Source organism: Streptomyces sp. NBC_01497, from assembly GCF_036250695.1.
Lineage (GTDB): Bacteria > Actinomycetota > Actinomycetes > Streptomycetales > Streptomycetaceae > Streptomyces.
Genome location: NZ_CP109427.1, coordinates 3,863,302 through 3,887,003, shown reverse-complemented (window position 1 = coordinate 3,887,003; position 23,702 = coordinate 3,863,302). Strand labels below are relative to the sequence as shown.

Annotated in this window: 15 protein-coding genes and 4 tRNA genes; 7 read left to right on the top strand and 12 right to left on the bottom strand. The window is 72.4% G+C overall.

Going from position 1 to position 23,702, the window contains the following annotated elements; genetic code table 11:
- Positions 1–81 precede the first annotated feature (81 nt).
- Both OG310_RS16595 and OG310_RS16590 read right to left on the bottom strand, forming a co-directional pair.
- Positions 82–333: a DUF3073 domain-containing protein gene (locus OG310_RS16595; protein WP_329456658.1), complete on the bottom strand. Its 252-nt coding sequence runs from the start codon at positions 331–333 to the stop codon at positions 82–84.
- A 264-nt stretch (positions 334–597) separates the two neighbouring features.
- Positions 598–1,683 (bottom strand): Leu/Phe/Val dehydrogenase, encoded by a 1,086-nt coding sequence (locus OG310_RS16590; protein WP_329456657.1) that lies wholly within the window; start codon positions 1,681–1,683, stop codon positions 598–600.
- 287 nt (positions 1,684–1,970) lie between these two features.
- On the opposite strand from OG310_RS16590, the gene OG310_RS16585 reads away from it, so the two are divergent.
- Both OG310_RS16585 and bldC read left to right on the top strand, forming a co-directional pair.
- Entirely contained in the window at positions 1,971–2,951 is a 981-nt protein-coding gene (locus OG310_RS16585; protein WP_329456656.1) for a hypothetical protein, read from the top strand.
- Between the two features lie 1,090 nt (positions 2,952–4,041).
- Positions 4,042–4,248, top strand: coding sequence for a developmental transcriptional regulator BldC (gene bldC, locus OG310_RS16580; protein ID WP_187827830.1), 207 nt, complete (start codon positions 4,042–4,044; stop codon positions 4,246–4,248).
- A gap of 1,086 nt (positions 4,249–5,334) precedes the next feature.
- On the opposite strand, the gene OG310_RS16575 is transcribed toward bldC, so the two are convergent.
- From OG310_RS16575 to OG310_RS16555, 5 genes are all read right to left on the bottom strand, one after another.
- A tRNA-Asp gene (locus OG310_RS16575) sits at positions 5,335–5,409 on the bottom strand.
- Positions 5,410–5,682: 273 nt separating this feature from the next.
- A complete protein-coding gene (hrpA, locus tag OG310_RS16570; protein ID WP_329456655.1) occupies positions 5,683–9,753 on the bottom strand; it encodes an ATP-dependent RNA helicase HrpA in 4,071 nt (1,356 codons plus the stop codon).
- 189 nt (positions 9,754–9,942) lie between these two features.
- Positions 9,943–10,016: transfer RNA gene (locus tag OG310_RS16565), tRNA-Phe, on the bottom strand.
- 28 nt (positions 10,017–10,044) lie between these two features.
- Positions 10,045–10,119, bottom strand: a tRNA-Asp gene (locus tag OG310_RS16560).
- 383 nt (positions 10,120–10,502) lie between these two features.
- Positions 10,503–10,859 carry a hypothetical protein gene (locus tag OG310_RS16555; protein ID WP_329456654.1) on the bottom strand — a complete coding sequence of 119 codons (357 nt, stop codon included), beginning with the start codon at positions 10,857–10,859 and terminating at the stop codon, positions 10,503–10,505.
- 419 nt (positions 10,860–11,278) lie between these two features.
- Between OG310_RS16555 and OG310_RS16550 the strand changes: the two genes are divergently transcribed.
- A complete protein-coding gene (locus OG310_RS16550) occupies positions 11,279–14,749 on the top strand; it encodes a glycoside hydrolase family 3 C-terminal domain-containing protein (protein ID WP_329456653.1) in 3,471 nt (1,156 codons plus the stop codon).
- A gap of 126 nt (positions 14,750–14,875) precedes the next feature.
- Here OG310_RS16550 and OG310_RS16545 read toward each other — a convergent pair whose 3' ends face one another.
- Together OG310_RS16545 and OG310_RS16540 are read right to left on the bottom strand one after the other, a co-directional pair.
- Positions 14,876–15,664 carry an SAM-dependent methyltransferase gene (locus tag OG310_RS16545; RefSeq protein ID WP_329456652.1) on the bottom strand — a complete coding sequence of 263 codons (789 nt, stop codon included), beginning with the start codon at positions 15,662–15,664 and terminating at the stop codon, positions 14,876–14,878.
- 231 nt (positions 15,665–15,895) lie between these two features.
- Positions 15,896–16,597, bottom strand: a complete 702-nt coding sequence (locus OG310_RS16540; RefSeq protein WP_329456651.1) for a maltokinase N-terminal cap-like domain-containing protein — start codon at positions 16,595–16,597, stop codon at positions 15,896–15,898.
- A 193-nt stretch (positions 16,598–16,790) separates the two neighbouring features.
- On the opposite strand from OG310_RS16540, the gene OG310_RS16535 reads away from it, so the two are divergent.
- Both OG310_RS16535 and OG310_RS16530 read left to right on the top strand, forming a co-directional pair.
- On the top strand, positions 16,791–17,777 hold the full coding sequence (locus OG310_RS16535; RefSeq protein ID WP_329456650.1) for a ketopantoate reductase family protein: 987 nt from the start codon (positions 16,791–16,793) through the stop codon (positions 17,775–17,777).
- A 319-nt stretch (positions 17,778–18,096) separates the two neighbouring features.
- Entirely contained in the window at positions 18,097–19,749 is a 1,653-nt protein-coding gene (locus OG310_RS16530) for an SDR family oxidoreductase (protein WP_329456649.1), read from the top strand.
- Positions 19,750–19,800: 51 nt separating this feature from the next.
- Here OG310_RS16530 and OG310_RS16525 read toward each other — a convergent pair whose 3' ends face one another.
- The 3 genes from OG310_RS16525 to OG310_RS16515 form a co-directional block, all read right to left on the bottom strand.
- A complete protein-coding gene (locus OG310_RS16525) occupies positions 19,801–20,727 on the bottom strand; it encodes an endo alpha-1,4 polygalactosaminidase (protein ID WP_329456648.1) in 927 nt (308 codons plus the stop codon).
- A 217-nt stretch (positions 20,728–20,944) separates the two neighbouring features.
- Complete coding sequence (locus tag OG310_RS16520) at positions 20,945–21,709, bottom strand: alpha/beta fold hydrolase (protein ID WP_329456647.1); 765 nt, start codon at positions 21,707–21,709, stop codon at positions 20,945–20,947.
- 305 nt (positions 21,710–22,014) lie between these two features.
- A tRNA-Glu gene (locus OG310_RS16515) sits at positions 22,015–22,087 on the bottom strand.
- 198 nt (positions 22,088–22,285) lie between these two features.
- Between OG310_RS16515 and OG310_RS16510 the strand changes: the two genes are divergently transcribed.
- Together OG310_RS16510 and OG310_RS16505 are read left to right on the top strand one after the other, a co-directional pair.
- Entirely contained in the window at positions 22,286–22,636 is a 351-nt protein-coding gene (locus OG310_RS16510) for a metallopeptidase family protein (protein ID WP_329456646.1), read from the top strand.
- 231 nt (positions 22,637–22,867) lie between these two features.
- The gene (locus OG310_RS16505) at positions 22,868–23,473 is read left to right on the top strand and encodes a hypothetical protein (RefSeq protein ID WP_329456645.1); all 606 of its coding nucleotides are present in this window, start codon (positions 22,868–22,870) and stop codon (positions 23,471–23,473) included.
- The last annotated feature ends 229 nt before the right edge of the window (positions 23,474–23,702 follow it).

Here is a 23,702-nt window from a genome sequence, read left to right as displayed (position 1 = left end):
CGGCTCAACACAAACCCGGTCCGTGACCGTGATCCCGGGCCGGGCAGGTGGAGAGCTGAAAACGGTGGAGGTGTAAAGACGTCAAGCGCCGCGGCGCTGTGACGAGGGACCTGAATCGTCGTCCTCGTCATCGTCGTTGTTGTACAGATCCGCGTACTGAGCGTACGGGTCGTCTTCCTCCTCGTCCTCCTCGAACGGCTCGCCGTTCGGAGGTTGACTGGAAGTCGACGCGCCTAGCTCGTTGGCCAGACGCGACAAGTCTGTCCCGCCGCTGTTGTACTTCAGCTGGCGGGCGACCTTCGTCTGCTTGGCCTTGGCCCGGCCGCGCCCCATGGCTCGACCCCCTCGGTGACGGGGCTACTCGGCCCCAGAGTCTTGACACGCGTTCATGTTTCAGAACGAGCTCTCCGTGGAGAGTCCCGTCCGTAGGGCTTCAACCGTACCTGCTTCCGAGGCCATGCGGTACGCCGTCCACATGACGCGCCCGGGGGCAGAACCGGCGAGACGCCCCGTACTCGCTGGTCAGTGGCGATTTTAACCCCTTCTCGGGGGTCGACCCGCCCGACCGGCGTGAGTCACGTCTCGCCGGGGCCTCCGTCATGCCCGCCCGACGGCCTCCGCCATCCGGAGTTCGGCGATCCTGTCGGCCGCCGCGGCCGGCGGAACACCATCTGCATTTGCACGTGCGAAGATTTCGAGCGTGGTGTCGTAGATCTTCGCGGCCTTCGCGCGGCACCGCTCGAAGTCGAAGCCGTGCAGCTCGTCCGCGACCTGGATGACCCCGCCCGCGTTCACCACGTAGTCCGGCGCGTACAGGATGCCCCGGTCGGCGAGGTCCTTCTCCACGCCGGGGTGCGCGAGCTGGTTGTTGGCGGCGCCGCACACGATGCCCGCGGTCAGGTCCCGCACGGTCGCGTCGTCGAGCGCTCCGCCCAGCGCGCAGGGCGCGTAGACGTCGAGGTCCGGGAGGCGCACCAGGGTCTCGGTGCCGGCGACGGCGCGCACCCCAGGGTGGCGGCCGGTGATCCGGGCCACGGAGTCGTCGCGTACGTCCGTGACGACGACGTCTGCGCCGTCCTCCAGCAGGTGCCCGACCAGGTGGTGGCCGACCTTGCCGACGCCGGCCACGCCGACCGTGCGGCCGCGCAGCGAGGGGTCGCCCCACTTCTCCCGCGCGCTCGCGCGCATGCCCTGGAACACTCCGAAGGCGGTGAGCACGGAGGAGTCGCCGGCCCCGCCGCCCTCCGGCGAGCGGCCCGTCGTCCACGGGCAGGCGCGCGCGACGACATCCATGTCCTGGACGTACGTGCCGACGTCGCAGGCCGTGACGTACCGGCCACCGAGTGACGCGACGGCCCGGCCGTAGGCGAGCAGCAGCGCCTCGGTCTTGATCTGGTCGGGGTCCCCGATGATGACGGCCTTGCCGCCGCCGTGGTCGAGCCCGGCCATGGCGTTCTTGTACGACATGCCGCGCGAGAGGTTCAGCGCGTCGGAGACGGCGTCGTCCTCGGTGGCGTACGGGTAGAAGCGGGTGCCGCCGAGGGCCGGGCCCAGGGCGGTGGAGTGCAGCGCGATCACGGCCTTCAGGCCGGAGGCGAGGTCCTGGCAGAGCACGACCTGTTCGTGCCCACCCCGTTCGGAGTGGAAGAGCGTGTGCAGGACGCCGTCGGTCAGATCGGTCACGGTGGTGACTCCCAAGTACGAAGCGGCGGAGCCCCTTCCGGGGTCTCTCCTGAGGGTGGGGAGGGGCGCGCGGAGGGACCGGTTCGGCATGAGCGTAGCCCCGAGCGGGCCCACCGGTGGGGGGATCGGTGGCAGTTGGGTGCCTGGACACGCCCGCCCGGGTGGCGGGCGCGTCCCGTGGGCCCGCCGTGCCGGGCACGGCTGCGGCCGCTGCCGCCGCCCGATCGGTACGCGTCCGGTACGGCGGAGCACGGTCGTCCGGGCGCGGGGCGTGGGACGATTCCGGCATGCCGGCGGTGTCCTCCTCAGTACAGGTCCCTTACACGTCCTACCTGCGGGTGTACGAGCCGCTGGGTGCGTTCCCCGAACCGGAACGCACGCACTGGACGCGCTACGCGCGCCGCGGCGGGACGCCCACCGCGCAGGACGAGCAGCGCAGATCGCTCGCCGACCTGTTGCCGACGCCCCCGGTACCCGTACGGGTTCACGAGAGCGCGGACGCCTTCGTGACCGAGGTCGACGGGGTGGTGTGCGTCTGTCCGTGGCGGACGCGGCTGCGGGGATGGATCGCCCTGGAGGAACTGGGCGAGACGCTGCCCGACGCGCTGCTGGACGTCGTGCTCCCGCAGGTGGTCCGGGAGCAGGCGGCGGCGGACTACGAGCGCTGGCGTGCGGGCAACCCGGACGCGAGGCCGTGGATCAGGAGCTCCGTCTGGCAGGTGCCGATCGGCTGGTTCACGCTGTTCTCCGACGTCGAGCGGGAGTACGGGGGCGCCGCCGGCGGCCCCGACGGTGTCCCCGCGGGCGCGGACACCGACGTGGACGCGGGCGCGCGTACCGAGGCGGAGGCCGCGACGGACGGTGACGGGACCGGGGACGGCGCGGGCCACGGCCGGGATGACGGCGGTGACACGGCGGCGTACGTGCCGACGCTGCGTTACCGGACGCCGATGGTGCAGGCCCGCAGGCGCCTGGCCCGCGGGTTGAAGGCGGTACGGGAGACGGTCGACGACGGCCCGCTGACCGAGAGCCTGATCGACGTCGGACGGTGGCTGGAGGAGTTCCACCCGAGGTCCCTGGTGGAACTGGACTACGGCGGACTGGTGCATGTGCTGTCCGACGAGCAGCTCACGGGCGACCACTCGGCCGCCGACGTGGCGGAGGGCATCGCCGCGCTGCGCGACGGGGACGGGGAGCGCGCGGGCGCGGCCTACGCGCGCCTCACCGAGCGCTGGCGCGCGGTCAGGGACCTCCAGTTCGCCAACTGACGTACGGGACCCGCTGACGGGAGCGCGCCCCCGTACGGACCGGGCGAAGCGCCGCCCGGCGGCGGGTCTAGCCACCGGGCCCGCCGGGCGCACGGCACAGCGCGGCACCGGACAAGTGGACCCACCGGACCCGCTGGGCGTACCGCACCGCTGGAGCGGGCCGCTCGGCCGACCGCGTCCGCCGAGCGCGCCACGGCCGCCGACCGCACCGGCCGACCGCACCGGCCGACCGCGTCCGCCGACCGCACCCGCCGACCTGACCGCCGACCGCGTCCGCCGACCGCACCCGCCGGGCGCGTGCCGCGTGCCGCGCGCCGTGGTCCTCGGAGCACTGGTCCGGACTCTGTGGGGTCCGCCTGCTCGGGGCCCCCGCCTGCTCGGGGGCCCCGCCTGCTGGGGGCCCCGCCCGCTCGGGGCCGCGGCCTGGTCGCGGACGCCGCCGGTGGCGCGCGTCAGCGGCTCCGGGGGTCTTCGTCTGTCCGCACTGGACGTGGTGCCCGTATGGGATGCGTAGATCGACGTACCGGAATCGGCGTCCGTCACGTATTGTCCGTACACTCCCGCACAGGGTCTTCCCCCAGAGCCGCACAGGACCGCACAGAGTCCACCGGCTGCGCACCAGCGGTGGGATGGCCCTTTGTCTCTGCCCAACGTCCCGATTCCGGGCGTTTGACCCTTAAGCGTGACGGACCGCACTAACAAGGGCCTTGTGCCCATCCCCCATCCTCGTGTCAAAATAGGACAAGGAGTCCGGGGAGGGTTCCTTCCGCCCAAGTCTGGGCGGAATGCTCGGCATTGCACTCTATGGGGGGTCTGGTGGCTCCTGATGGTTCTGTGACTGATCGTCACGGGTGGGTGACTGTCCGCTATGGCACGGTCCATCGGCTTCCGTCGCTGATGAACACCTCAGAGGGCAATTCCATCGGTTTGGCCGACGTGGCTGGACAGATGGTGTAGTTGTAGTGCCGAGGACAAGCCGTTCGTCCTATAACCGACTCGGCCCGCGTCCGCCATTTCGGGCAACGCGGGTCAAGGTGCAGAATTTAGAGGAAAGAACCGAGAAGGTTCGGTTCTCCCGAGGAGGCCGCTCATGACCGCTCGCACCCCTGATGCCGAGCCGCTGCTGACCCCGGCTGAGGTTGCTTCCATGTTCCGCGTGGACCCGAAAACGGTCACACGCTGGGCAAAGGCAGGCAAGCTCACGTCCATCCGAACGCTCGGAGGACATCGCCGGTACCGCGAGGCTGAGGTCCGCGCACTGCTTGCGGGAATCCCGCAGCAGCGCAGTGAGGCCTGAACAGCACATTAGGGCTCAACAGGCACAACAAGCAGGGCTCGGCCAGTTCCCCCAACTGGGTCGGTCCCGCACATAGCTCCACACGACGGGTGCCTGCCCCAACGGGCCCCATGCCCGAGCAATACGGGTAAGTCGTGCGATCGCGCTGGACTCCGCCGGGTCCAGCGCGATTTTTTTGCGCCCGCTCCGTGCTCGTCCGGTGCCGGCCCCCGGCCGCCCGGGGCACCCCTGAGGGCGCCGTGGCCACCCGGCGGCGGCGGGTCGGCACCATCCGACCGGTCGGTGTGTCGGAAGGTGTGGAAGTGTCCTTCACGAGAGTGCAATGGCACATACAAAATTGAGGTGATGTAGGAAGGGGGTAAGAGGGCATGGTTCACATATCAGTTCAGTGACTCCCGTCACACTCTTGCGGTCTTGTCGGCCGCCGTGCCAGGCCCCTGGCGCCGAGAAGCGCGGCCGAGTCGTCGGACGTCTGCCTCAGGGCTCCACCGTCTCCCGGGCGCTGCCGCCAGGCGGCCGCGAACGCCTGACACTTGACTACCCGCGTGCCCAGAAGAGCGTCAATACGCACATCGGCCTGTAACCGTCGGTCAGGGCACCGGGAGGTACCGGGGCGCGCCTGAAGGCCTTGAGGCCCGGGCGGTGGCGCGGGGGCCTGTCGGGCTCCGGGGCGTCCGCCGAAGCCGTGGAACGTCCCGGAAGTCCCGGGATGTGCCACGAGCCGTCCTGACGGCCCCTCAGAAGCTTCTCGGCGGTGCGCAGGGGCCATCTCCCCCCGCGTGCGGCGGGTGGAAGTCCCGGGCCGCTCGGGAAGACGGAGGGGCGCGGCGCCCGGACCGCCCGATGACGTGAGGGGCGTGTGCGCGCGGAGGGCCGGACGCGGTGACAGGTGTGGAGAGCGGGAGGGTCGGGGTCCGACGAAGTGACGGGCGCGGCATCCGTGAGGATCCGATGAAGTGACGGCGCGGCGAGCGTGAGGCCCGACGAGGCGATCCGAGCCGCAACGGCGGGGCCGCGGCGCGGTGGTGGACCCGGGCGACGCGAAAGGGCCCGCATCCCTCGGGATGCGGGCCCTTCACTGCACTGCGGTCCTGACGGGATTTGAACCCGCGGCCTCCACCTTGACAGGGTGGCGAGCACTCCAAGCTGCTCCACAGGACCTTGATTCGCTACCCGGCGAGTGCGGGCTGCGGAGACAGACTCTACAGCAGCTCAGAGGGTCAGGTCGAACTCACTCAGTGCGATCCGGGCGCTACGGGAACGCCCGGCCGAAACCGCCGTCGGCGGGGGCCGGGAGAGGACCGGAAGACGACCGGGGGAGAGCCGGGGGAGGACCGACCGGGCAGGTCCGGTTCGGCCGTCGGGGCCGCCCGGCCGGACCTGCCCGTCCTGTGCCTCGCCCTGCCCGGCCGCGTCGCGTCTCCGGGCCCGGCTCTACGGCGCCGCCGCGTCGATCGCCTTCACGATCCGCTTGTCCGAGACGGGCTGCGCCGTGCCCAGGGCGTGCGCGAAGTAACTGACCCGCAGTTCCTCGATCATCCAGCGGATGTTCTCGACCTGCTCCGGCACCGGGCGGCCCTGGGGCAGCTGTTCCAGCAGCCACGCGTACTCGTCCTGCATCTCGTGGACCTTCTCCATGCGGGTGGTGTCCCGCTGGACGGCCGTCGGCATCTGCTGCAACCGCCGGTCCGCCGCCACGAGATACCGCATGACGTCGGGCAGCCGCCGTACGCCGACCGCCGTCACGAACCCCGCCGGTACGAGCCGCGCCAGCTGGTCCCTGACGTCCTGGACGTTGGGCAGCAGCGCCGGGCTCGTCGTGGCGCGCAGGCGCCGTTCGCACGCCCCCCAGGCCGCCAGGATCTGCTGCACCTGCGCCACGGTCCGTACGGTCGCGTCGACGAGGTCCGCGCGGACGCTGTCGTAGAGCTTGCGGTACGACTCCTCGTCCCAGGCGGGTCCGCCGTGGTCGGCCATCAGTTTGTCGGCCGCGGCGGTCGCGCAGTCCTCGAACAGCGCCTGGATGGAGCCGTGCGGATTGCTCGACAGGTTGAGCTTCTGCTGGTTGGTGAGCTTGCCCGACGCGAACTTCGCCGCGTTGACCGGGATGTTCAGCAGGATGAGCCGGCGCGTACCGCGCCACATGGCGAGCCGCTGCTCGGCCTCGGTGTCGAAGAGCCGTACCGCCACCGTGTCGCCCTGGTCGACGAGCGCGGGGTACGCCTTGACGGGCTGTCCCGCCCTGCGCGTCTCGAAGACCCGTACCAGCGAGCCGATCGTCCAGTCCTTGAGGCCGGTGCGTTCGATGGCCTCGCCGCCGGAGCGCTCCGCCGTCGCCGCCGCGGCCTGGGACAGGGCCTGGCGTGCCTTGGGGCGCAGTTGGAGGCGGAGCGTTTCGAGATCCTTCGCCTCCGCGAGTTTCCGCCGTCTCTCGTCGACGATCCGGAATGTGATCTTCAGATGGTCGGGCACGCGGGACACGTCGAAGTCGTCCGCCGTGACCGGCACGCCGACCATGAGCCGCAGTTCCCGGGCGAGGGTCGTGGGCAGCGGCTCCTGGCGGGGCACGGCCCGGTCGAGGAAGCGCTGCGCGAAGTTCGGGGCCGGGACGTAGTGCCGCCTGATCGGCTTCGGCAGCGACCGGATCAACTCGGTGACGACCTGCTCCCGCAGGCCCGGGATCTGCCAGTCGAAGCCCTCACCCGTCACCTGGTTGAGCACCTGCAGCGGGATGTGGACGGTCACGCCGTCCGCGTCCGCACCCGGCTCGAACTGGTACGTGACCCGGAACTTCAGGGGGCCCTCCCGCCACGAGTCCGGGTAGTCGTCCTTGGTGACGGACTCCGCGGCCTCATTGATGAGCATCGACCGTTCGAAGTCGAGGAGTTCCGGCTCCTCACCGCGCTTGCGCTTCCACCAGGCGTCGAAGTGCGCGCCCGAGACCACGTCGTCAGGGACCCGCTGGTCGTAGAAGTCGAACAGCGTCTCGTCGTCCACGAGGATGTCGCGGCGCCGCGCGCGGTGCTCCAGCTCCTCGACCTCGCCGAGCAGTTTGCGGTTGTCGTGGAAGAACTGGTGGTGGGTCCGCCAGTCGCCCTCCACCAGCGCGCTGCGGATGAACAGGTCGCGGGAGACCTCGGCGTCGACACGGCCGTAGTTGATCTTGCGGTCGGTGACGATCGGCACGCCGTACAGCGTGACCTTCTCGTACGCCATCACGGCCGCCATGTCCTTCTCCCAGTGCGGCTCGCTGTACGTGCGCTTCAGCAGGTGGCCGGCGAGCGGTTCGATCCACTCGGGCTCGATCGCTGCGTTGACGCGCGCCCACAGCCGGGACGTCTCGACCAGTTCGGCGGACATCAGGAACCGGGGCGGCTTCCTGAACAGCGCCGACCCGGGGAAGATCGCGAACTTGGCGTTCCGCGCGCCGACGTACTCGCCGCCCCGCCGGCCGCCCTCGCCCTTGCTGTCAGCCCCTCCCTTGCCGTCCTTGCCGTCCTTCACGTCCTTCATACCGATGTGCGACAGCAGGCCCGCGAGCAGCGACACATGGACGTGCTGCTCCGGGGCGTCGTCCTCGTTCAGGACGATCCCCATCTGCCGCGCGACGGTGCGGAGCTGGCTGTAGATGTCCTGCCACTCCCTGATCCGCAGGTAGTTCAGGTACTCGGACTTGCACATCCGCCGGAACGAGGACGACGACCTGGCCTCCTGCTGCTCGCGCAGATAGCGCCACAGGTTGAGGAACGCCAGGAAGTCGGACGTCTCGTCCTTGAACCGGGCGTGCTGCTGGTCGGCCTGGGCCTGCTTCTCCGCCGGGCGCTCGCGCGGGTCCTGGATCGACAGGGCCGCCGCGATCACCATGACCTCGCGCACGCAGCCGTTGCGGTCCGCCTCGATGACCATGCGCGCGAGGCGCGGGTCGACGGGCAGCTGGGAGAGCTTGCGGCCGAGCGGGGTGAGCCGCCCGCGCTTGTCCTTGCTGTCCGGCTCCAGCGCGCCGAGCTCCTGGAGGAGTTGTACGCCGTCACGGATGTTGCGGTGGTCCGGCGGGTCGATGAAGGGGAACTTCTCGATGTCGCCGAGGCCGGCCGCCGTCATCTGGAGGATGACCGACGCGAGGTTCGTCCGCAGGATCTCCGCGTCCGTGAACTCGGGGCGGGAGACGAAGTCCTCCTCCGAGTACAGCCGGATGCAGATGCCGTCCGACGTGCGGCCGCAACGGCCCTTGCGCTGGTTGGCGCTGGCCTGGGACACCCGTTCGATCGGCAGTCGCTGGACCTTGGTGCGGTGGCTGTAGCGGGAGATGCGGGCGGTGCCGGGATCGATCACGTACTTGATGCCGGGCACGGTCAGCGACGTCTCCGCGACGTTGGTCGCGAGGACGACACGGCGGTTGCCGTGCGGCTGGAAGACGCGGTGCTGCTCCGCGTGGGACAGCCGCGCGTACAGGGGGAGAATCTCGGTGTTCCTCAGGTGACGCCGCTCCAGAGCGTCCGCGGTGTCGCGGATCTCGCGCTCGCCCGAGAGGAAGACGAGGATGTCGCCGGGCCCTTCGGCCTGGAGTTCGTCCACGGCGTCGGAGATCGCGGTGATCTGGTCGCGGTCGCCCTCGTCACCCTCCTCTTCCAGGAGCGGCCGGTACCGGACCTCCACGGGGTACGTACGGCCGGACACCTCGATGATCGGGGCGCTGCGGTCCTTCGCCGGGGCGGCGTCGGCGGCGGGGGCGGTGCCGGGGGTGCCGGCGGAACCCGTGGCGCGGGCGGGGCCCACGGCCGCGAACGCGCCGAAGTGCCGGGCGAAACGCTCCGGGTCGATCGTCGCGGACGTGATGATGAGCTTGAGGTCCGGACGGCGCGGCAGCAGTTGGGCGAGGTAGCCGAGCAGGAAGTCGATGTTGAGGCTGCGTTCGTGCGCCTCGTCGATGATGATCGTGTCGTACGCGAGCAGTTCGCGGTCGGTCTGGACCTCGGCGAGCAGGATGCCGTCCGTCATGAGCTTCACGAACGTCGACTCGGGGTTGACCTGGTCGGTGAAGCGGACCTTCCAGCCGATGGTCTCGCCGAGCGGTGTGCCCAACTCCTCCGCGACGCGCTCGGCGACCGTACGGGCGGCGAGACGGCGGGGCTGGGTGTGCCCGATCATGCCGCGCACGCCCCGGCCGAGCTCCAGGCAGATCTTGGGGATCTGGGTGGTCTTGCCCGACCCGGTCTCACCGGCGACGATCACGACCTGGTGGTCGCGTATCGCCTCCAGGATCGTGTCCTTGCGCCGGCTGACGGGGAGCTGTTCGGGATAGGTGATCTCGGGCAGCCGGGCGGCGCGCCGCCGGACGCGCTCGGCCGCCTTCCCGGCCTCGGCGGCGATCTCGTCCAGCACGGCCTGGCGTGCTTCGGGCTTGCGGATGCGCCGGGTGCCTTCGAGCCGGCGGCCGAGCCGCTGCGCGTCGCGCAGGGAGACCTCGGCCAGCAGGGACTGGAGGTCGGCGATGGAAGTAGACATACCGCATCCCAGGATCGCACCGAGGCCGCCGAACCGGCGAACCCATTTCGTGAGCGCGCCCTCCGCGTCACCGCGCCCGCCTCCTCGCCGGCGGCCGGCGCGTTCGCGACAGCCGGCGAGGAGGCGGGCGCATACGACGAGAGCGACCCGCCCCGCTCTGCGCGGGGACGAGTCGCTCTCGTACCGATGTGGCTGGGGCCGGGATCGAACCGGCGACCTATCGCTTTTCAGGCGATCGCTCGTACCAACTGAGCTACCCAGCCACGCAGCTCAACACAAGACGAGCTGCAGCGGTCCTGACGGGATTTGAACCCGCGGCCTCCACCTTGACAGGGTGGCGAGCACTCCAAGCTGCTCCACAGGACCAGGCGATGTGCGAGAGCAAGTGTCGCATACGGTGATGCGCGCCTCCACCGGATACCTGGTGGTAGTGGTGGTGCTCCTTGCCCGAAGTCGCTAGACGAGCGTATCAGAACGGGAAGGGTGCCCTGCCCTGCCGCGACCGCCTCGGGGCGGGGGCGGGGAGCCCCGCGCCGGGGCTCCGGGCGGGGCCGGCCGCGAGGCTCCGGGAGCGTCGGCCGGGCTTCTGCGGGGCAGGTCCTGCGGGTGCCGGACGGCGGATCCGGAGGTCCCGGGTGGGGGCTGCGGGACGACTGGTTCGGGCCGCCTGTCCGGGGCCCCGGCCCCGGGGTCGCGGGTCGCGGCTTTCGCCGGCCGGGCGGCGCGCGACCGAAGAAAGCCGCGACCGGTCAGCGGGGTTCGACGGGTTCGTCCTCGGGACGGTGCTGGACGCGGCAGCGGTAGTGGCCGCTCGGGGAGCGGTCGCACACGACGTACGGGACGGTGTCCCCGGCCTCGGCCCGCGCGCGCCACGGCATGACGGCCTCGCCGGCGAGCAGCGCCTGGATGGTCTGGAGTTCGGGGTCGCGCGGCTGCGGGTGGTGCTCGTAGTCCGCGGAGCCGAGCGCGAGGGCGACCGCCATGCCGAGCAGGTTGGCCTCGGTGGGCTCCCCGGGGGCCACCGCCCCGGTGGCGGGTGCCAGCCTGATGCCCCGGTCGGGTACGTCCACGACGCGGGCGACGTAGCGCTCTGGGCTCTCGGGCATGGACTCGCTCGCTTCCTGCTGCCTGCTACCGGTGCGGTGGCCCGTACCTTACTTCGGCCGTGGCGCACTTCGGGGCCGCTGGGGCGGGTGGCGCGGGGCATGTCACCGGCGGTCCGCCGGGGGGCGCCGGGCGGGCGTCCGTGCGGACCGCCGGGCGGATCGTGCCCGTCCGTGCGCCGGCCCGCGCCGCGGGGAGTCCGCCCGGGGCCCGGTCCTGCCGGTGACGGTGCTGCGCGGGGGGCGAGTTCAATGATCCGGCCAATTCCGGCACCGCCATCTTGTCCCTGGACATGACAGGCCGTAGAAACAATTCGTTCTGTTTCGATGCAAACACCAGCTGTCACAGGGGCTGTTTCCCTCCCTCTCCCGCCACTCGTGTCCTCACCTCCCATACCCCGTCCTCCCCACAGGAGTTCTGTATGCGCAGAAGAAGACCACTCTTCGGAGCGGTTGCGTCCGGCGCTCTGCTCGCCGCGGCGATGGCCGTACCCGCGTCCGAGGGCGCGGCTGCCGCGGCCCCCGCCCAGGCCGGTACCGCCGCGTCCGTGGCGTCGGCCGCCTGTCCCTGGATCGGCTCCAAGGCGCCGGTCGACCACCGTGTCTCCCAGGTCCTGTCGAAGCTGAGGCTGGACGAGGAGATCACGATGGTGCACGGGGCCGCCGGCTCCGCGTACACCGGCTACATCCCGGGCGACGCCCGCCTGTGCATCCCCGCCCTGAAGATGCAGGACGGCCCGGTCGGCGTCCGGATGGACGACACGACCCAGCTGCCCGCGGCGGCGAACGTCGCGGCGTCCTTCGACCCGTCGGTCGCGAAGGCGTACGGCGCGGTGATCGGCGCCGAGGACAAGACCAAGGGTGTCGACGTCGACCTCGGGCCGACGGTGAACATCGTCCGCGACCCGCGCTGGGGCCGCGCCTTCGAGTCGTACAGCGAGGACCCGTACCTCACGGGGCAGATCGGTTCGGCCGATATCGAGGGCATCCAGTCCCAGGGCGTGATGGCCCAGGTGAAGCACTGGGCGGTCTACAACCAGGAGACCAACCGCAACACGGTCACTGACAACGCTGTCATCGATGACCGGACCGTCCAGGAGGTCTACACGGCCGCCTTCGGCGCCATCGTCGCCCAGGCCAAACCCTCGTCGGCCATGTGCTCGTACTCGTCGATCAACGGCACGTACGCCTGCGAGAACGCCTACCTCAACAACATCCTGAAGAACCAGTTCGGCTTCGACGGCTTCATCACCTCCGACTGGGGCGGCACCCACTCGACGGTCGCCTCCGCGAACGCGGGCATGGACATGCAGATGCCCGACGACTCCTACTTCGGTACGGCCCTCAAGACCGCCGTGCAGAACGGGCAGGTCGCCAAGGCCCGCGTGGACGACATGGTCACTCGGATCATGCGCGAGGAGTTCCGCTTCGGCCTCTTCGACCACCCGTCCGCCGACACACCGGACGCGGTCGCGTCCACGGCCGGCCACGTCGCCGTGGCGAAGCAGGCCGCCGAGGACGGCGCCGTCCTGCTGAAGAACAGCGGCAACGTCCTGCCGCTGGACGGCAAGAAGGTCAAGTCGATCGCCGTCATCGGTGACGGCGCCGGCAAGGACACCATGAGCGCGGGCGGCGGCAGCGCCACCGTCGCGGGCACCGGCACCGTCACGCCGTACGACGGGATCACGGCGCGCGCGGGCTCCGGGACCACCGTCACGTACGCGCAGGGCAACGTCAGCGCGAACGGGCAGCTCCCCCTGGTCGACAGCCAGTACCTGACCCCGCCGTCCGGCACCGGCCACGGCCTGCAGGGCGACTACTACGCGAACGAGACGCTCGCGGGCTCCCCGGCCGCGACGCGCACCGACGCGCAGGTCGACTTCAACTGGAACGGCGCGGCACCCGCCGCGGGCGTGCCCGGCACGGACTTCTCCACGAAGTGGACCGGCACCCTGACGCCGCCGGCGACCGGCACGTACACCTTCGGTCTGACCAGCGACGACGGCAGCCGGCTGCTGATCGACGGCAAGCAGGTCATCGACAACTGGCGCGACCAGGCCACCCACACCCAGACCGGCACCGTCACGCTGACCGCGGACAAGCCGGTGTCGGTCGAGGTCGACTACTACCAGGGCACCGGCGGCGACGAGGTGCACCTCGGCTGGGAGACCCCGGGCAGTGACCTCGTGGGCCAGGCGGCCGGCCTCGCCGCGAAGTCGGACGTCGCGATCGTCTACGCCAACGACTTCGAGTCCGAGGGCAGCGACCTCGCGAACATCGACCTGCCGGGCGACCAGAACGCGCTCATCGAGGCCGTCGCCAAGGCGAACCCGAACACGGTCGTCGTGCTGAACACCGGCTCGGCGGTCACCATGCCCTGGATCGACCAGGTCAAGGGGGTCTTCGAGGCGTGGTACCCGGGCCAGGAGTCCGGCAACGCGATCGCGGCGCTGCTGTACGGCGACGTGAACCCCTCCGGCAAACTGCCGGTGACGTTCCCGAAGTCCCTGGACCAGGTGCCCGCTTCGAGCGCCGCGCAGTGGCCCGGCGTGGACGGCAAGGTGCAGTACTCGGAGGGCCTGGACGTCGGGTACAAGTACTACGACGCGAAGGGCGAGACGCCGCTCTACCCGTTCGGCTACGGGCTCTCGTACACCTCGTACCGCTTCTCGGACCTGCGGGTCGACGGCTCGACGCTGCGGGAGAACGGGAAGCTGCGCGTGACGGCGGACGTCACCAACAGCGGTGACCGCGCCGGCTCCGAGGTGGCGCAGCTCTACCTGAGCGATCCGAAGGCCGCCGGTGAGCCGGCGAACCAGCTGAAGGGCTTCGTGAAGGTGGCCCTCAAGGCCCACCAGACGAAGCAGGTCTCCTTCGAGGTGACGGCGCGCGACGCGTCGTACTGGAACACCGACGCGCAGGCGTGGACGCTGACCCCCGGCTCCTACCAGGTGCACGTGGGCGACTCGTCGCGCAGCCTCCCGCTGAGCGGCGGCTTCCAGGTCCGTACGACGACGGGCCCGCGCTACACGAAGGTGTCCGCGCCCTCACCGGTGGCCGGTGGCACCACGGTCGCGGTGAAGACGACGTTCACCAACGGCTCGACCCAGCCGGTCCTCGCGCCGACGACGAAGCTGTCCGTGCCGTCCGGTTGGCGGGCGACGGCCTCCGGCGCGGCGACGCACCTCACGGTGCTGCCGGGCAGGTCGGTGTCGACGACCTGGTCCGTGAAGGTACCGGCCGACGCGAAGGGCGGTTCCGCGCAGGTGACCGGCTCCACCCGCTACCTCGGCTCACCGCGTACGAGCCCCGGTGACGGATCCGCGACGGTGCAGGTCGCGTACCCGAACCTGGCGTCCTCGGCGACGGACGTCGGAGTGACGGACGACGCCGACCCCGGAGCCGGCACCTTCGGCGGCGCCGGGTACAGCTACTCGGCGCAGGCGCTGGCCGACGCGGGTATCACTCCGGGCGGGCAGGTGACGACGGCAGCGGCCACCTTCACCTGGCCGGACGTCGCGGCGGGCGGCGCCGACGACGTGCCCGCGGCCGGGCAGGCCGTGGTGGTGCACGGATCGGGCTCGCGGCTGGCGTTCCTCGGCGCGGGCACGAACGGCACACAGAGCGGGCAGGCCACCGTCACGTACACGGACGGCACGACGTCGACCGGCACGGTGACGCTGGCGGACTGGTACAGCAACAAGGCGGTGGACGGCAGCGCGCTGGTCGCGACCACGGCGCACTGGAACAACCCCGCCACGGACACGTTGCCGCACGACCACCAGGTCAGCCTGTACGCGTCGTCGGTGCCGCTGACGGCGGGCAAGCAGGTGGCGTACGTGACGCTGCCGGCGAACACGGCACTGCACGTGTTCGCGGCGGCGATCGGATAGCCGCGCGAGGCGGGGCGGGGGCCGTCGGCTCGCGCCCCGGCCGAGCGTGCCGCCGGCCCCCAGAACCCCGGCGGGTTCTGGGGGCCGGCGCCGTTCGGGCCCTCGCGCTGTTCTCCTCGCGCCGTCCTACGGGACGCGGAGGACCGCCGCGTAGATGCCGCTGCGCTCCTCCTCGGGGCGCGGCTCGTCCTTGTACCACTCCGGCGCGGTGACGAGGCCGGGCTCGACCGGTTCGAGGCCGGTGAAGAACCGTGCCGTCTCCTCACGCGTACGGAAGCGCAGCGGGATGGTGCCCTTCTTGTACGCCTCCTTCACCGTGTCGACCAGCTCGGCCGGGTGGAAGTCGGTCGTGCCGTGGGAGAAGATCAGCAGGCTGCCGGAGGGCAGGGCGTCCACCAGGGTGCGGACGATCCCGTAGGGGTCCTCCTCGTCCTGGATGAAGTGCATCAGCGCGATCAGCGACAGCACGACCGGCCGGTCGAAGTCGAGGATCTTCCTCGCGTGCTCCACGATCGTGGCGGGGTCGCGGACGTCCGCCTGGATGTAGTCGGTCGTGCCCTCGGGCGACGAGATGAGCAGGGCCTCCGCGTGCCGGAGCACGATCGGGTCGAAGTCCGTGTAGACGATCCGGGCGCCCGGGTTCACCCGCTGCACGATCTGATGCAGATTCGGCTGCGTGGGGATGCCCGTACCGATGTCGAGGTACTGGTCGAAGCCCTCGCGCGCGGCCCAGGCGACGGCCCGCTGCATGAACGCGCGGTTCTGCCGGGCGGCGGCCTTGGAGTCCTCGGGGAGCTTGTCACCGACGGCCTGGTCGACGAGGTAGTTGTCCTTGCCGCCCAACAGCCAGTCGTAGACCCGGGCCGGATGGGGCTTGCTGGTGTCGATCCGGGGTTTGGGTGTGCCTTGGGTCATGGAGGACTCCGTTGCGCGAGTGGCCGTGGAACACGAACGAACACGAAAGGAACACGAATGAGCTAAGAGCGTTCAGAGAAAAACAACAACCCTAGAGTGCCGCACATGTCGCCGGTACGGGACGCGGGGCCGGGAGCCGGGGCCGGTGAGGAACCGGGCCCGGCCGCCCGGACACGAACCGGACCGCGTACAGGCGACACGAGACGGTCCCCGCGGTGTGCCGCGTCGCGGTCAGGGGCGCAGGACGGTGGCGAAGGGACCGCGCACCGTCGTGCCGCCGGGAACGCTCCAGCCCGTCGTGACGCGGGCGAGGATGGTGCCGGTCGCCGCGTCGGCGGCCCGGGCGTCCGCCGGCGCGTCCGCCTCGGCCGGGTGCGGCCGCAGGAGGCGGTGGATGCGCAGAGCCAGCTCCCCGTCCCCGGCCGGTACGCGCACCTCGGCGCCCTGCGGCCCGTCGGCCGCGGTCACCGGCGCCGTTCCGAGCGTCGCGGGGGGCAGGGGGGAGTCCACGCGCTCGACGACGACGGTCGGGTCGAGGGTGTCGCTCTGTTGCTGGGCTTGCGCCTTCGCCGTGCCGCGCAGCAGCGCGTACAACTGGCCGACCAGCACGGGGTCGTGGGCACCGTCGTACACCCAGCGCCGGCCGAGCACGCCGTGCTCGGTGGTGCCGACGAGGGCGTGCTCGGCCCCTTCGAGCGGTGCGGCGCGGTAGGTGAACGGCATCTGGTAGGCGACGGGCAGCGGTCCGGACACGTCGGTGACCACCATGAACTCGATGCCCACCGCGCCCTCCGGGTCGTCGAGACGGTAGCCGCCCGCGCGGTCCAGGAGGGGACCGTCCGCGCCGCCGAGGTACCAGGAGCGCCCCGGCAGCCAGTCGGTGAGCAGTTCGATCTTCGTCGGCTCCAGCGTCGTGCGGTGGATCACGGACATCTGTGTGCGCCTTTCTCGGGGCGGTCCGGGGCCGCCGCCATCCTGCCAGGCGTACCGTCCGCGTGCCGGTCGCGCGGGCCGGACGCAACGGGCCGCCGGGCGCCTCGCATGATGGACGCACGGTGCCGGGGCCGCTCGTGCGGCCCGGGCGGTCGGACATGGCCGCGCGCGAAGCGGCCGAGAAGGGAACGAGATGCGCACACTCGTGGTGGGAGCCGGCGCGACCGGCGGCTATTTCGGGGCTCAACTGGCGGCCGCGGGGCGGGACGTGACGTTCCTCGTCCGGCCCGGCCGGGCGGCCGCGCTGCGGGAGAGCGGGCTGGTCGTCCGCAGTCCGCGCGGTGACGTCCGGGTGGCGCGGCCCCGGCTCGTGACGGCCGCCGGACTGCGCGGGGCGGAGCAGGACGGGGCGGGGCAGGACGGCGCCTACGATCTCGTGCTCCTCGGCGTCAAGGCGTACGGCCTCGACGGCGCGATCGACGACATGGCCCCCGCAGTCGGCGAGCACACCATGATCCTGCCGATGCTCAACGGCATGCGGCACATGGAGGTGCTGGAGAAGCGGTTCGGCGCCGGCGCGCTGCTCGGCGGGGTGTGTTACGTGGCGACCACGCTCGCGCCCGACGGGTCGATCCACCAGCTGAAGGACATGCAGCGGCTGATGTTCGGCGACCGGCAGGACCCGGACTCCGAGCGGATCCACGCCGTCGAGGCGGAACTGGGCGACGCCGGGTTCGCCACCCGGCTGCTGAGCGACCCGGTCGCCGCCATGTGGCTGAAGTGGGTGACACTGGCGAGCCTCGGTGCGATCACCTGCCTGATGCGCGGCGCGATCGGAGACGTCGTGGCGGCGCCGGGAGGCGAGGAGTTCGCCCGGGGCGTGGTGGCGGAGTGCCTGGCCGTGGCGGAGGCGTCCGGCAGCCCGCTGACCGAGGCTCAACAGGCGGGCGTCTACGCCTCGATGACGGAGCGGGGCGCCCCGACGACCTCGTCCATGTACCGCGACCTGCGGCAGGGCAACCGGGTGGAGGCCGACCAGATCGTGGGGGACATGGTGGCCCGGGGCAGCGGACTGGGCGTACGGACACCGCTGTTGGCGGTGGCGTACGCGCACCTGGGCGTGTATCAGGCCTCGTTGCCGTCGGCCGAGCCGGCGACCCGGGAGTCCTCCGCCGGTTAGCGGGGCCCGCCTACGGGGTGGGGCCGGGGGCAGTCGGCGCGCTGCGGCCGAGTGCCGCCGTGCTCTCGCGTGGGTGGCGCCGGGTGCCTCCGCGGCCGTATCCCTGCCGCTCGGTGGGCGAACCGTCGCTTTCCGTTCGTCCCGGGCGGTGGGGGAGCGGTCCTCGCTGCCGCCGCCACGGCGCGCGCCCGCGCTCCGTGCGGGGGATGGTGGGACACGGGCGCCGGCAGGGGTACGCGTACGGCTGCGCGCTCTCGGAGAAGGGTGTGCGCGTGGCGGTGCGCGCGAGCGGCCGGACGCCGAGGCAGTGGAGGCGCGGATGGCGGGCGACGACGAGGGCACGGGGACCGGGACGCACGAGGACGCCGCGAGCGGCGCGCCCGTGGACGGGCGGGGCGCGCTCTGCCTGGTGACCGGCGCGACCGGCTACATCGGCGGCAGGCTCGTCCCCGAACTGCTGTCGGCGGGGTACCGGGTGCGCTGCCTCGCCCGGACGCCGCAGAAGCTGCGCGACTACCCGTGGGCGGGGGACGTCGAGGTCGTCAAGGGCGACGTGTCCGACGAGGACAGCGTCGGAGCCGCCATGGACGGCGTGGACGTCGCCTACTACCTGGTGCACGCGCTCGGGCAGGGCAAGCGCGACTTCGAGGAGACGGACCGGCGCGCCGCCCGCGCGTTCGGGCGGCGGGCCAGGCAGGCCCGCGTGCGCCGTCTGGTCTACCTGGGCGGCCTCACCCCCGGCGGGGTGCCCGTGCAGGAGCTCTCGCCGCACCTGCGCTCACGCGCCGAGGTCGGCCACATCCTGCTCGACTCCGGCTCACCGACGGCCGTGCTGCGGGCCGCCGTGATCATCGGATCGGGCTCGGCCTCGTTCGAGATGCTGCGGTACCTGACCGAGCGGCTGCCCGTGATGGTCACGCCCAGCTGGATCCACACGCGTATCCAGCCCATCGCCGTGCGGGACGTCCTGCGCTACCTCGTCGGCGCGGCCGAACTGCCCGCGGACGTGAGCCGGGCCTTCGACATCGGGGGCCCCGACATCGTCACGTACCGTGACATGATGCGGCGCTACGCGCGGGTGGCGGGCCTGCCGAAGCGGCTCGTGGTGTCCCTGCCCGTGCTCACGCCGAGTCTCTCCAGCCACTGGATCGGCCTGGTCACGCCGGTGCCCTCGGGGCTCGCACGGCCGCTGACGGAGTCGCTGCGGCACGAGGTGGTGTGCGCGGACCACGACATCGCCCGGTACGTGCCGGACCCGCCGGGTCACCCGTACGGACTGGACCGGTCGATCGAGCTGGCCCTGCGCCGCGTGCAGGAGGCGAGGGTGGACACGCGCTGGTCGTCCGCCTCGGTGCCGGGCGCGCCCAGCGACCCGCTACCGACCGACCCCGACTGGGCCGGCGGCAGCCTGTACACGGACGAGCGGGAGGCGCCCGTGAACGCCACGCGCGCCTCGCTGTGGCGGGTCGTCGAGGGCATCGGCGGTGCGCACGGCTGGTACTCGATGTCGGCGGCCTGGGCCGTACGGGGGCTGCTCGACCGCTTCGCCGGCGGTGTGGGCCTGCGGCGCGGGCGCAGGGACGACGAGCATCTGCGGGTCGGTGACTCGCTGGACTTCTGGCGGGTCGAGGAGATCGAACGGGGCAGTCTGCTGCGGCTGCGCGCCGAGATGCGGATGCCGGGGCTCGCGTGGCTGGAGATGCGTACCGAGGAGGACGACGCGGGACGAACGGTCTACCGCCAGCGCGCCCTGTTCCACCCGCGCGGCTTCCTGGGCCAGGCGTACTGGTGGAGCGTGTACCCCTTCCACGCGTTCGTCTTCGGCGGCATGGTCCGCAACATCGCGGCGGCGGCCCGCACCCTGGACGATACCGGCAGGTCGCCCGCGGCCCCGGCGACCGCCCGGGCGGGCAGGGGCTTCGGATGGCGTCGCCCGCAGCCGCGGCCGGGTCCGGGCCTGCCGCCGGCATGACGGGCGCCGGACCAGCGCACGCTTCCACCCTGCCGGACCACTCCGGAGCACTCAGCAGCGGCGGTCGCGGTGGCCGGGCTCGCCGGCCGGCAGCACGTCACGGTCCCGCAGCGTGATCGACAGAGTCCGGCCCCAGCGCCGGCAGCCCGCGGCGAAGCTCCGGGCGTCGTACTCGATGTCGAAGACGCGCCGGTCGTACGCGGACGAGAACGCGGCGCACTCGTCGTAGTGCGCGCACTCCTCCACGACGGCGAAGTCGAAGCCGATGTCCCGCCGCCGGCCGAGGAGTTCGCCGGTGTTCTTCTGCGCGACGGCCAGGCCGTCGCGGTGCGCGCGCCGTGCCAGCAGCCCGGCGAACGCGACCGCGTCGGCGCGGCGCAGCAGACCCTTCGAGCGCTGGTACGAGTCGAGGTTGTCGGGTTCCACGGCAGCGAACCCGGCGTGTGCGCAGCCGTCGATCCACCCTCCGACGACGCCGAGCAGCGCGGTGCGCCCGGCCGGGGTGGAGATGTCGAACAGCGGCTCGTCCCAGTCCTCGTCGACGACCGGCGCGCCCTGCGGATCGTGGCCCTCCCGCAGCAGCAGCTCCGGATGGTGCGAGCGCCACCAGGTGGCGCTCGCGGCGCCCGGCTGGGCCTGGAAGGCGTTGACATAGCAGAGCGAGTAGAGCCCGGTGGCGGGGCGCGCGGTCCGGTCGCGGGAGACGGCGCGTACCCCGGCGGGCGGGCGGTAGGGCCCGCCGAGCTGGTAGTCGAACGATGCCCCGGCGTCCGGGAGCCGGACACGGCCGGGGGATGCGGCGGCCGGCGTGTGGGCGGTCCGGTCCGCCGGGTGGCCCGGGCGCTGCGCCTGCGCCGCCGAGCAGCCCGCGAGGGTGCCGGTCAGGAACAGGGCGAGGACCAGGGGGACAAGGACACCGAAGCCGGAGCCGGTCGCGCGGCGGCGGACGGGCGGGCGGTGTCGGACCGGTGTGCGCATCGCGTCAGTCTCCCGGACCCCCGCGTGGCGCCGGACCCCCGTCCTGGCGCCGATCCCCCGTCGTGGCTCCGGGGCGTGGTCCCGTCCCCGGCCTGCCCCCCCGGACCCCGCCGCCCGGGGAGCACGCGGCCGGGGAACACCGTGCCCGCGCGGGAACACCGTGCCCCGGCGGGGACACCGTGCCCGTGCGGGGACACCGAGCCCCGGCGGGCGGCCGTCACAGGTGGAGTGCGGCGGGCGCGCCGAACGCCGCCCGCACCACGTCCGGCAGCGGCGCGAGGCCGAGCAGGCCCCGGACCGTGCCGGTCGTCGTCCGGTGCCAGACAGAGGCCCGGGCGAGCATCGCGTGACCGGCGCCGTCGAGCACCAGTGCGGCGGTCTCGCCGCCGTCCGCGCGGGCCTTCAGGGCCATGCCGAGGCTTGCCGCCGGATCGGTGACGCGGTCCTGGTCGCCGTGCGCGAACAGGACCTTCACACCGGCCAGTTGGCGTACGGGTTCACCCGGCGGGCACCAGGGTGCCAGTGCGACGACCGCGTGCACGGCCGGATGCCCGGCGGCCCGCAGCGCCGCCCGGCCGCCCATGGAGTGACCGACCAGGACCACCCGCACGTCGTGGCCGTGGCGCCGGACGAGTTCGTCGAGCGCGGCGAGGGTGTCCCGCAGCGGGTCGGCCGCGTCCTCGTTCCAGCCGCGGCGGCGGTAGCGGACACGGCCCAGCAGGACGCCGTCCGGCGGGAGCCCGCGCGCGAGGGCGCGGAGGAACGGACGCATCCGCAGCGATGCCAGGTGCCGGGCCCGGGCCGGTGAAGGGTCGACGGCCCGCCCGCCGTGCAGGACGAGCACGGCCGAGGTGACCTGGGCGGGGGCGCGGACCACGGCGAGCGCCGGGTGCGCGGCGCCGCCCGGGACGGTCCCCGCGGGCACGGCATCACCGGCCGGGGGCAGCGGCTGCGGGAGGGACTCGTGCGGTGCGCCGGTCATGGATGTCGTGTCCTCGCGGTCGGGAACGCTTGCTCGCGGCCGTGGCGGGTGCGACGTCCGTGACGGGGATTCGTGGCCGGCGCGGTGGAGGACGGGTGCCGCTGCCGAGGATGTCGTACGCCCGTGCGAGAAATCCGGAGACGGGACATGCGACGACGCGCCCAAAGGCGTTGGGCGGCGGGGCGGGATCGTGCGAGGGCTCGGGCCCCGGACATCGATATGCCTTCGGTGGGCCGAGCGGCGAATACCCACCACATTCCGACAACCTCGCGGGAGGCCGCCGAAATGTGGAGAGTACGCAGAGGTACCCCCAACGGGATTCGAACCCGTGCTACCGCCTTGAAAGGGCGGCGTCCTGGGCCACTAGACGATGGGGGCGAAGGGCCCACCTGGCGCTCTTCGGCGCTTCGGAGGACGGCAGAAGCATAGGGGATGGTCCGAGACATCGCCAAAACGGTTTCCCTGGTGGTTCGGCCGGGTGGCCGGGGCGGCAGTGGACCGCCCGGACGGACCGCCAGGAGCGGACGCGCCCCACCGGGCGTCGCGCCCCACCTGCCCAGCCGTCACAATGGCCGGGTGCTGGAGATGACGCGCGAGGAGTTCGAGGAACTGGTCTCGGAGGCGCTCGACCGGATCCCGCCCGAGCTCACCCGGCTGATGGACAACGTGGCCGTCTTCGTGGAGGACGAGCCGCCCGCGTCCGACCGGGAACTGCTCGGGCTGTACGAGGGCACGCCGCTGACCGAGCGCGGCGAGTGGTACGCCGGTGTGCTGCCCGACCGGATCACGATCTACCGGGGGCCGACGCTCCGCTTCTGCGACACCCGCGAGGACGTGGTCGCGGAGACGGAGGTGACGGTGGTCCACGAGGTCGCCCACCACTTCGGCATCGACGACGAGCGGCTGCACGCCCTGGGGTACGGCTGAGCCGACGGGGACCTCCGCGGGGGCGCGCCGAGCGTACGCGCGCTACGACGGGCGTGTCCCTGACGGGCGCATGCCCGTTGGACAGGCCGACGTACTGCCCGCGCTCGCGGGAGTCCCCCGTGCCCGCCCCGCTCCCGGAGGTGCCCTGTGCGCCGTTCGCCCGCTTCCCGTTCCTGCCGCGCCGCCGTGTGGGTCGCGGCCTCGCTGGCCGTGGCCTCGTCCGCCGGCTGTATGAGCGTGGGGGGCGCCGAGGGCGGCCCGGCCCCCGGACACTCGCAGGCGGGGCACGGCTCCGCCGGGCCCAAGGGGCGTACGGGCGGTGGGACGGGCGTGCTCGGCGGCGCGTCCGGCCGGAGCGGCGCGGGCCACGGCGCGGCGCACGGCGGATCGGGCGGCGGCAAGGACGGCAAGGACGCCGAGAAGGCCGCCGTGGCGGGCAAGGACGGCAAGGGCGCGTCGGCCGGGCCGAGTTCGCCGGGCGAGCCGACCCCGGAGATCACGACGGGTGGCGGACATCACCACCACCACAAGCCCGAGGGCGCTACGGGTACGGCGTCGGGCGGACAGGTGGGGGGCGTTCCCGCGGGGCCGCCCGCGCCGCCCGCGGACCCGCCGGCGAGCGATCCGCCCGCGCAGCCTCCGGCGGGCCCGTCGACCGGGGGCGCCGACGGCGGCGCGAGCGGGGACGGTGGCGGGAGCGGCGGCGCTCCTTCGGGTCCCGCGGCGCCTCCCTCGGCGTCGCCCGCGGCCGATGTCCGCACGACGGCGCTGGCGCCGGACGGCGGGTTCGGGATGCGCAAGGAGCCTTCCGCGTCCCCGCAGTTGGGCCCGGTATGAGTACCGTGGGCAGGGCTCGTACGGGGTGCCCGGCACTCCGGGCGGCGCGGCGCGGCGGCCCCGTGGGGGGCCGCGCCCGCGGTGCGGGGAGGGGGCCGGCAGGGGCGGTGGCGCGGATGTGAGCAGGGTCGCCCGGGGCCGGTTTGCCTTAAGGGCCGAGCACTGCGTATGGTAGTAGATCGTTTGATCATTTCCCGGCGCCGAAAAAGAAGAGCGCCGTGTGGCGCGT

Coding starts and splice junctions, on each gene's coding strand:
- OG310_RS16595 (WP_329456658.1), bottom strand. CDS start 333: ATGGGGCGCGGCCGGGCCAAGGCCAAGCAGACGAAGGTCGCCCGCCAG.
- OG310_RS16585 (WP_329456656.1), top strand. CDS start 1,971: ATGCCGGCGGTGTCCTCCTCAGTACAGGTCCCTTACACGTCCTACCTG.
- bldC (WP_187827830.1), top strand. CDS start 4,042: ATGACCGCTCGCACCCCTGATGCCGAGCCGCTGCTGACCCCGGCTGAG.
- hrpA (WP_329456655.1), bottom strand. CDS start 9,753: ATGTCTACTTCCATCGCCGACCTCCAGTCCCTGCTGGCCGAGGTCTCC.
- OG310_RS16555 (WP_329456654.1), bottom strand. CDS start 10,859: ATGCCCGAGAGCCCAGAGCGCTACGTCGCCCGCGTCGTGGACGTACCC.
- OG310_RS16550 (WP_329456653.1), top strand. CDS start 11,279: ATGCGCAGAAGAAGACCACTCTTCGGAGCGGTTGCGTCCGGCGCTCTG.
- OG310_RS16545 (WP_329456652.1), bottom strand. CDS start 15,664: ATGACCCAAGGCACACCCAAACCCCGGATCGACACCAGCAAGCCCCAT.
- OG310_RS16540 (WP_329456651.1), bottom strand. CDS start 16,597: ATGTCCGTGATCCACCGCACGACGCTGGAGCCGACGAAGATCGAACTG.
- OG310_RS16535 (WP_329456650.1), top strand. CDS start 16,791: ATGCGCACACTCGTGGTGGGAGCCGGCGCGACCGGCGGCTATTTCGGG.
- OG310_RS16530 (WP_329456649.1), top strand. CDS start 18,097: ATGGCGGGCGACGACGAGGGCACGGGGACCGGGACGCACGAGGACGCC.
- OG310_RS16525 (WP_329456648.1), bottom strand. CDS start 20,727: ATGCGCACACCGGTCCGACACCGCCCGCCCGTCCGCCGCCGCGCGACC.
- OG310_RS16520 (WP_329456647.1), bottom strand. CDS start 21,709: ATGACCGGCGCACCGCACGAGTCCCTCCCGCAGCCGCTGCCCCCGGCC.
- OG310_RS16505 (WP_329456645.1), top strand. CDS start 22,868: ATGAGCGTGGGGGGCGCCGAGGGCGGCCCGGCCCCCGGACACTCGCAG.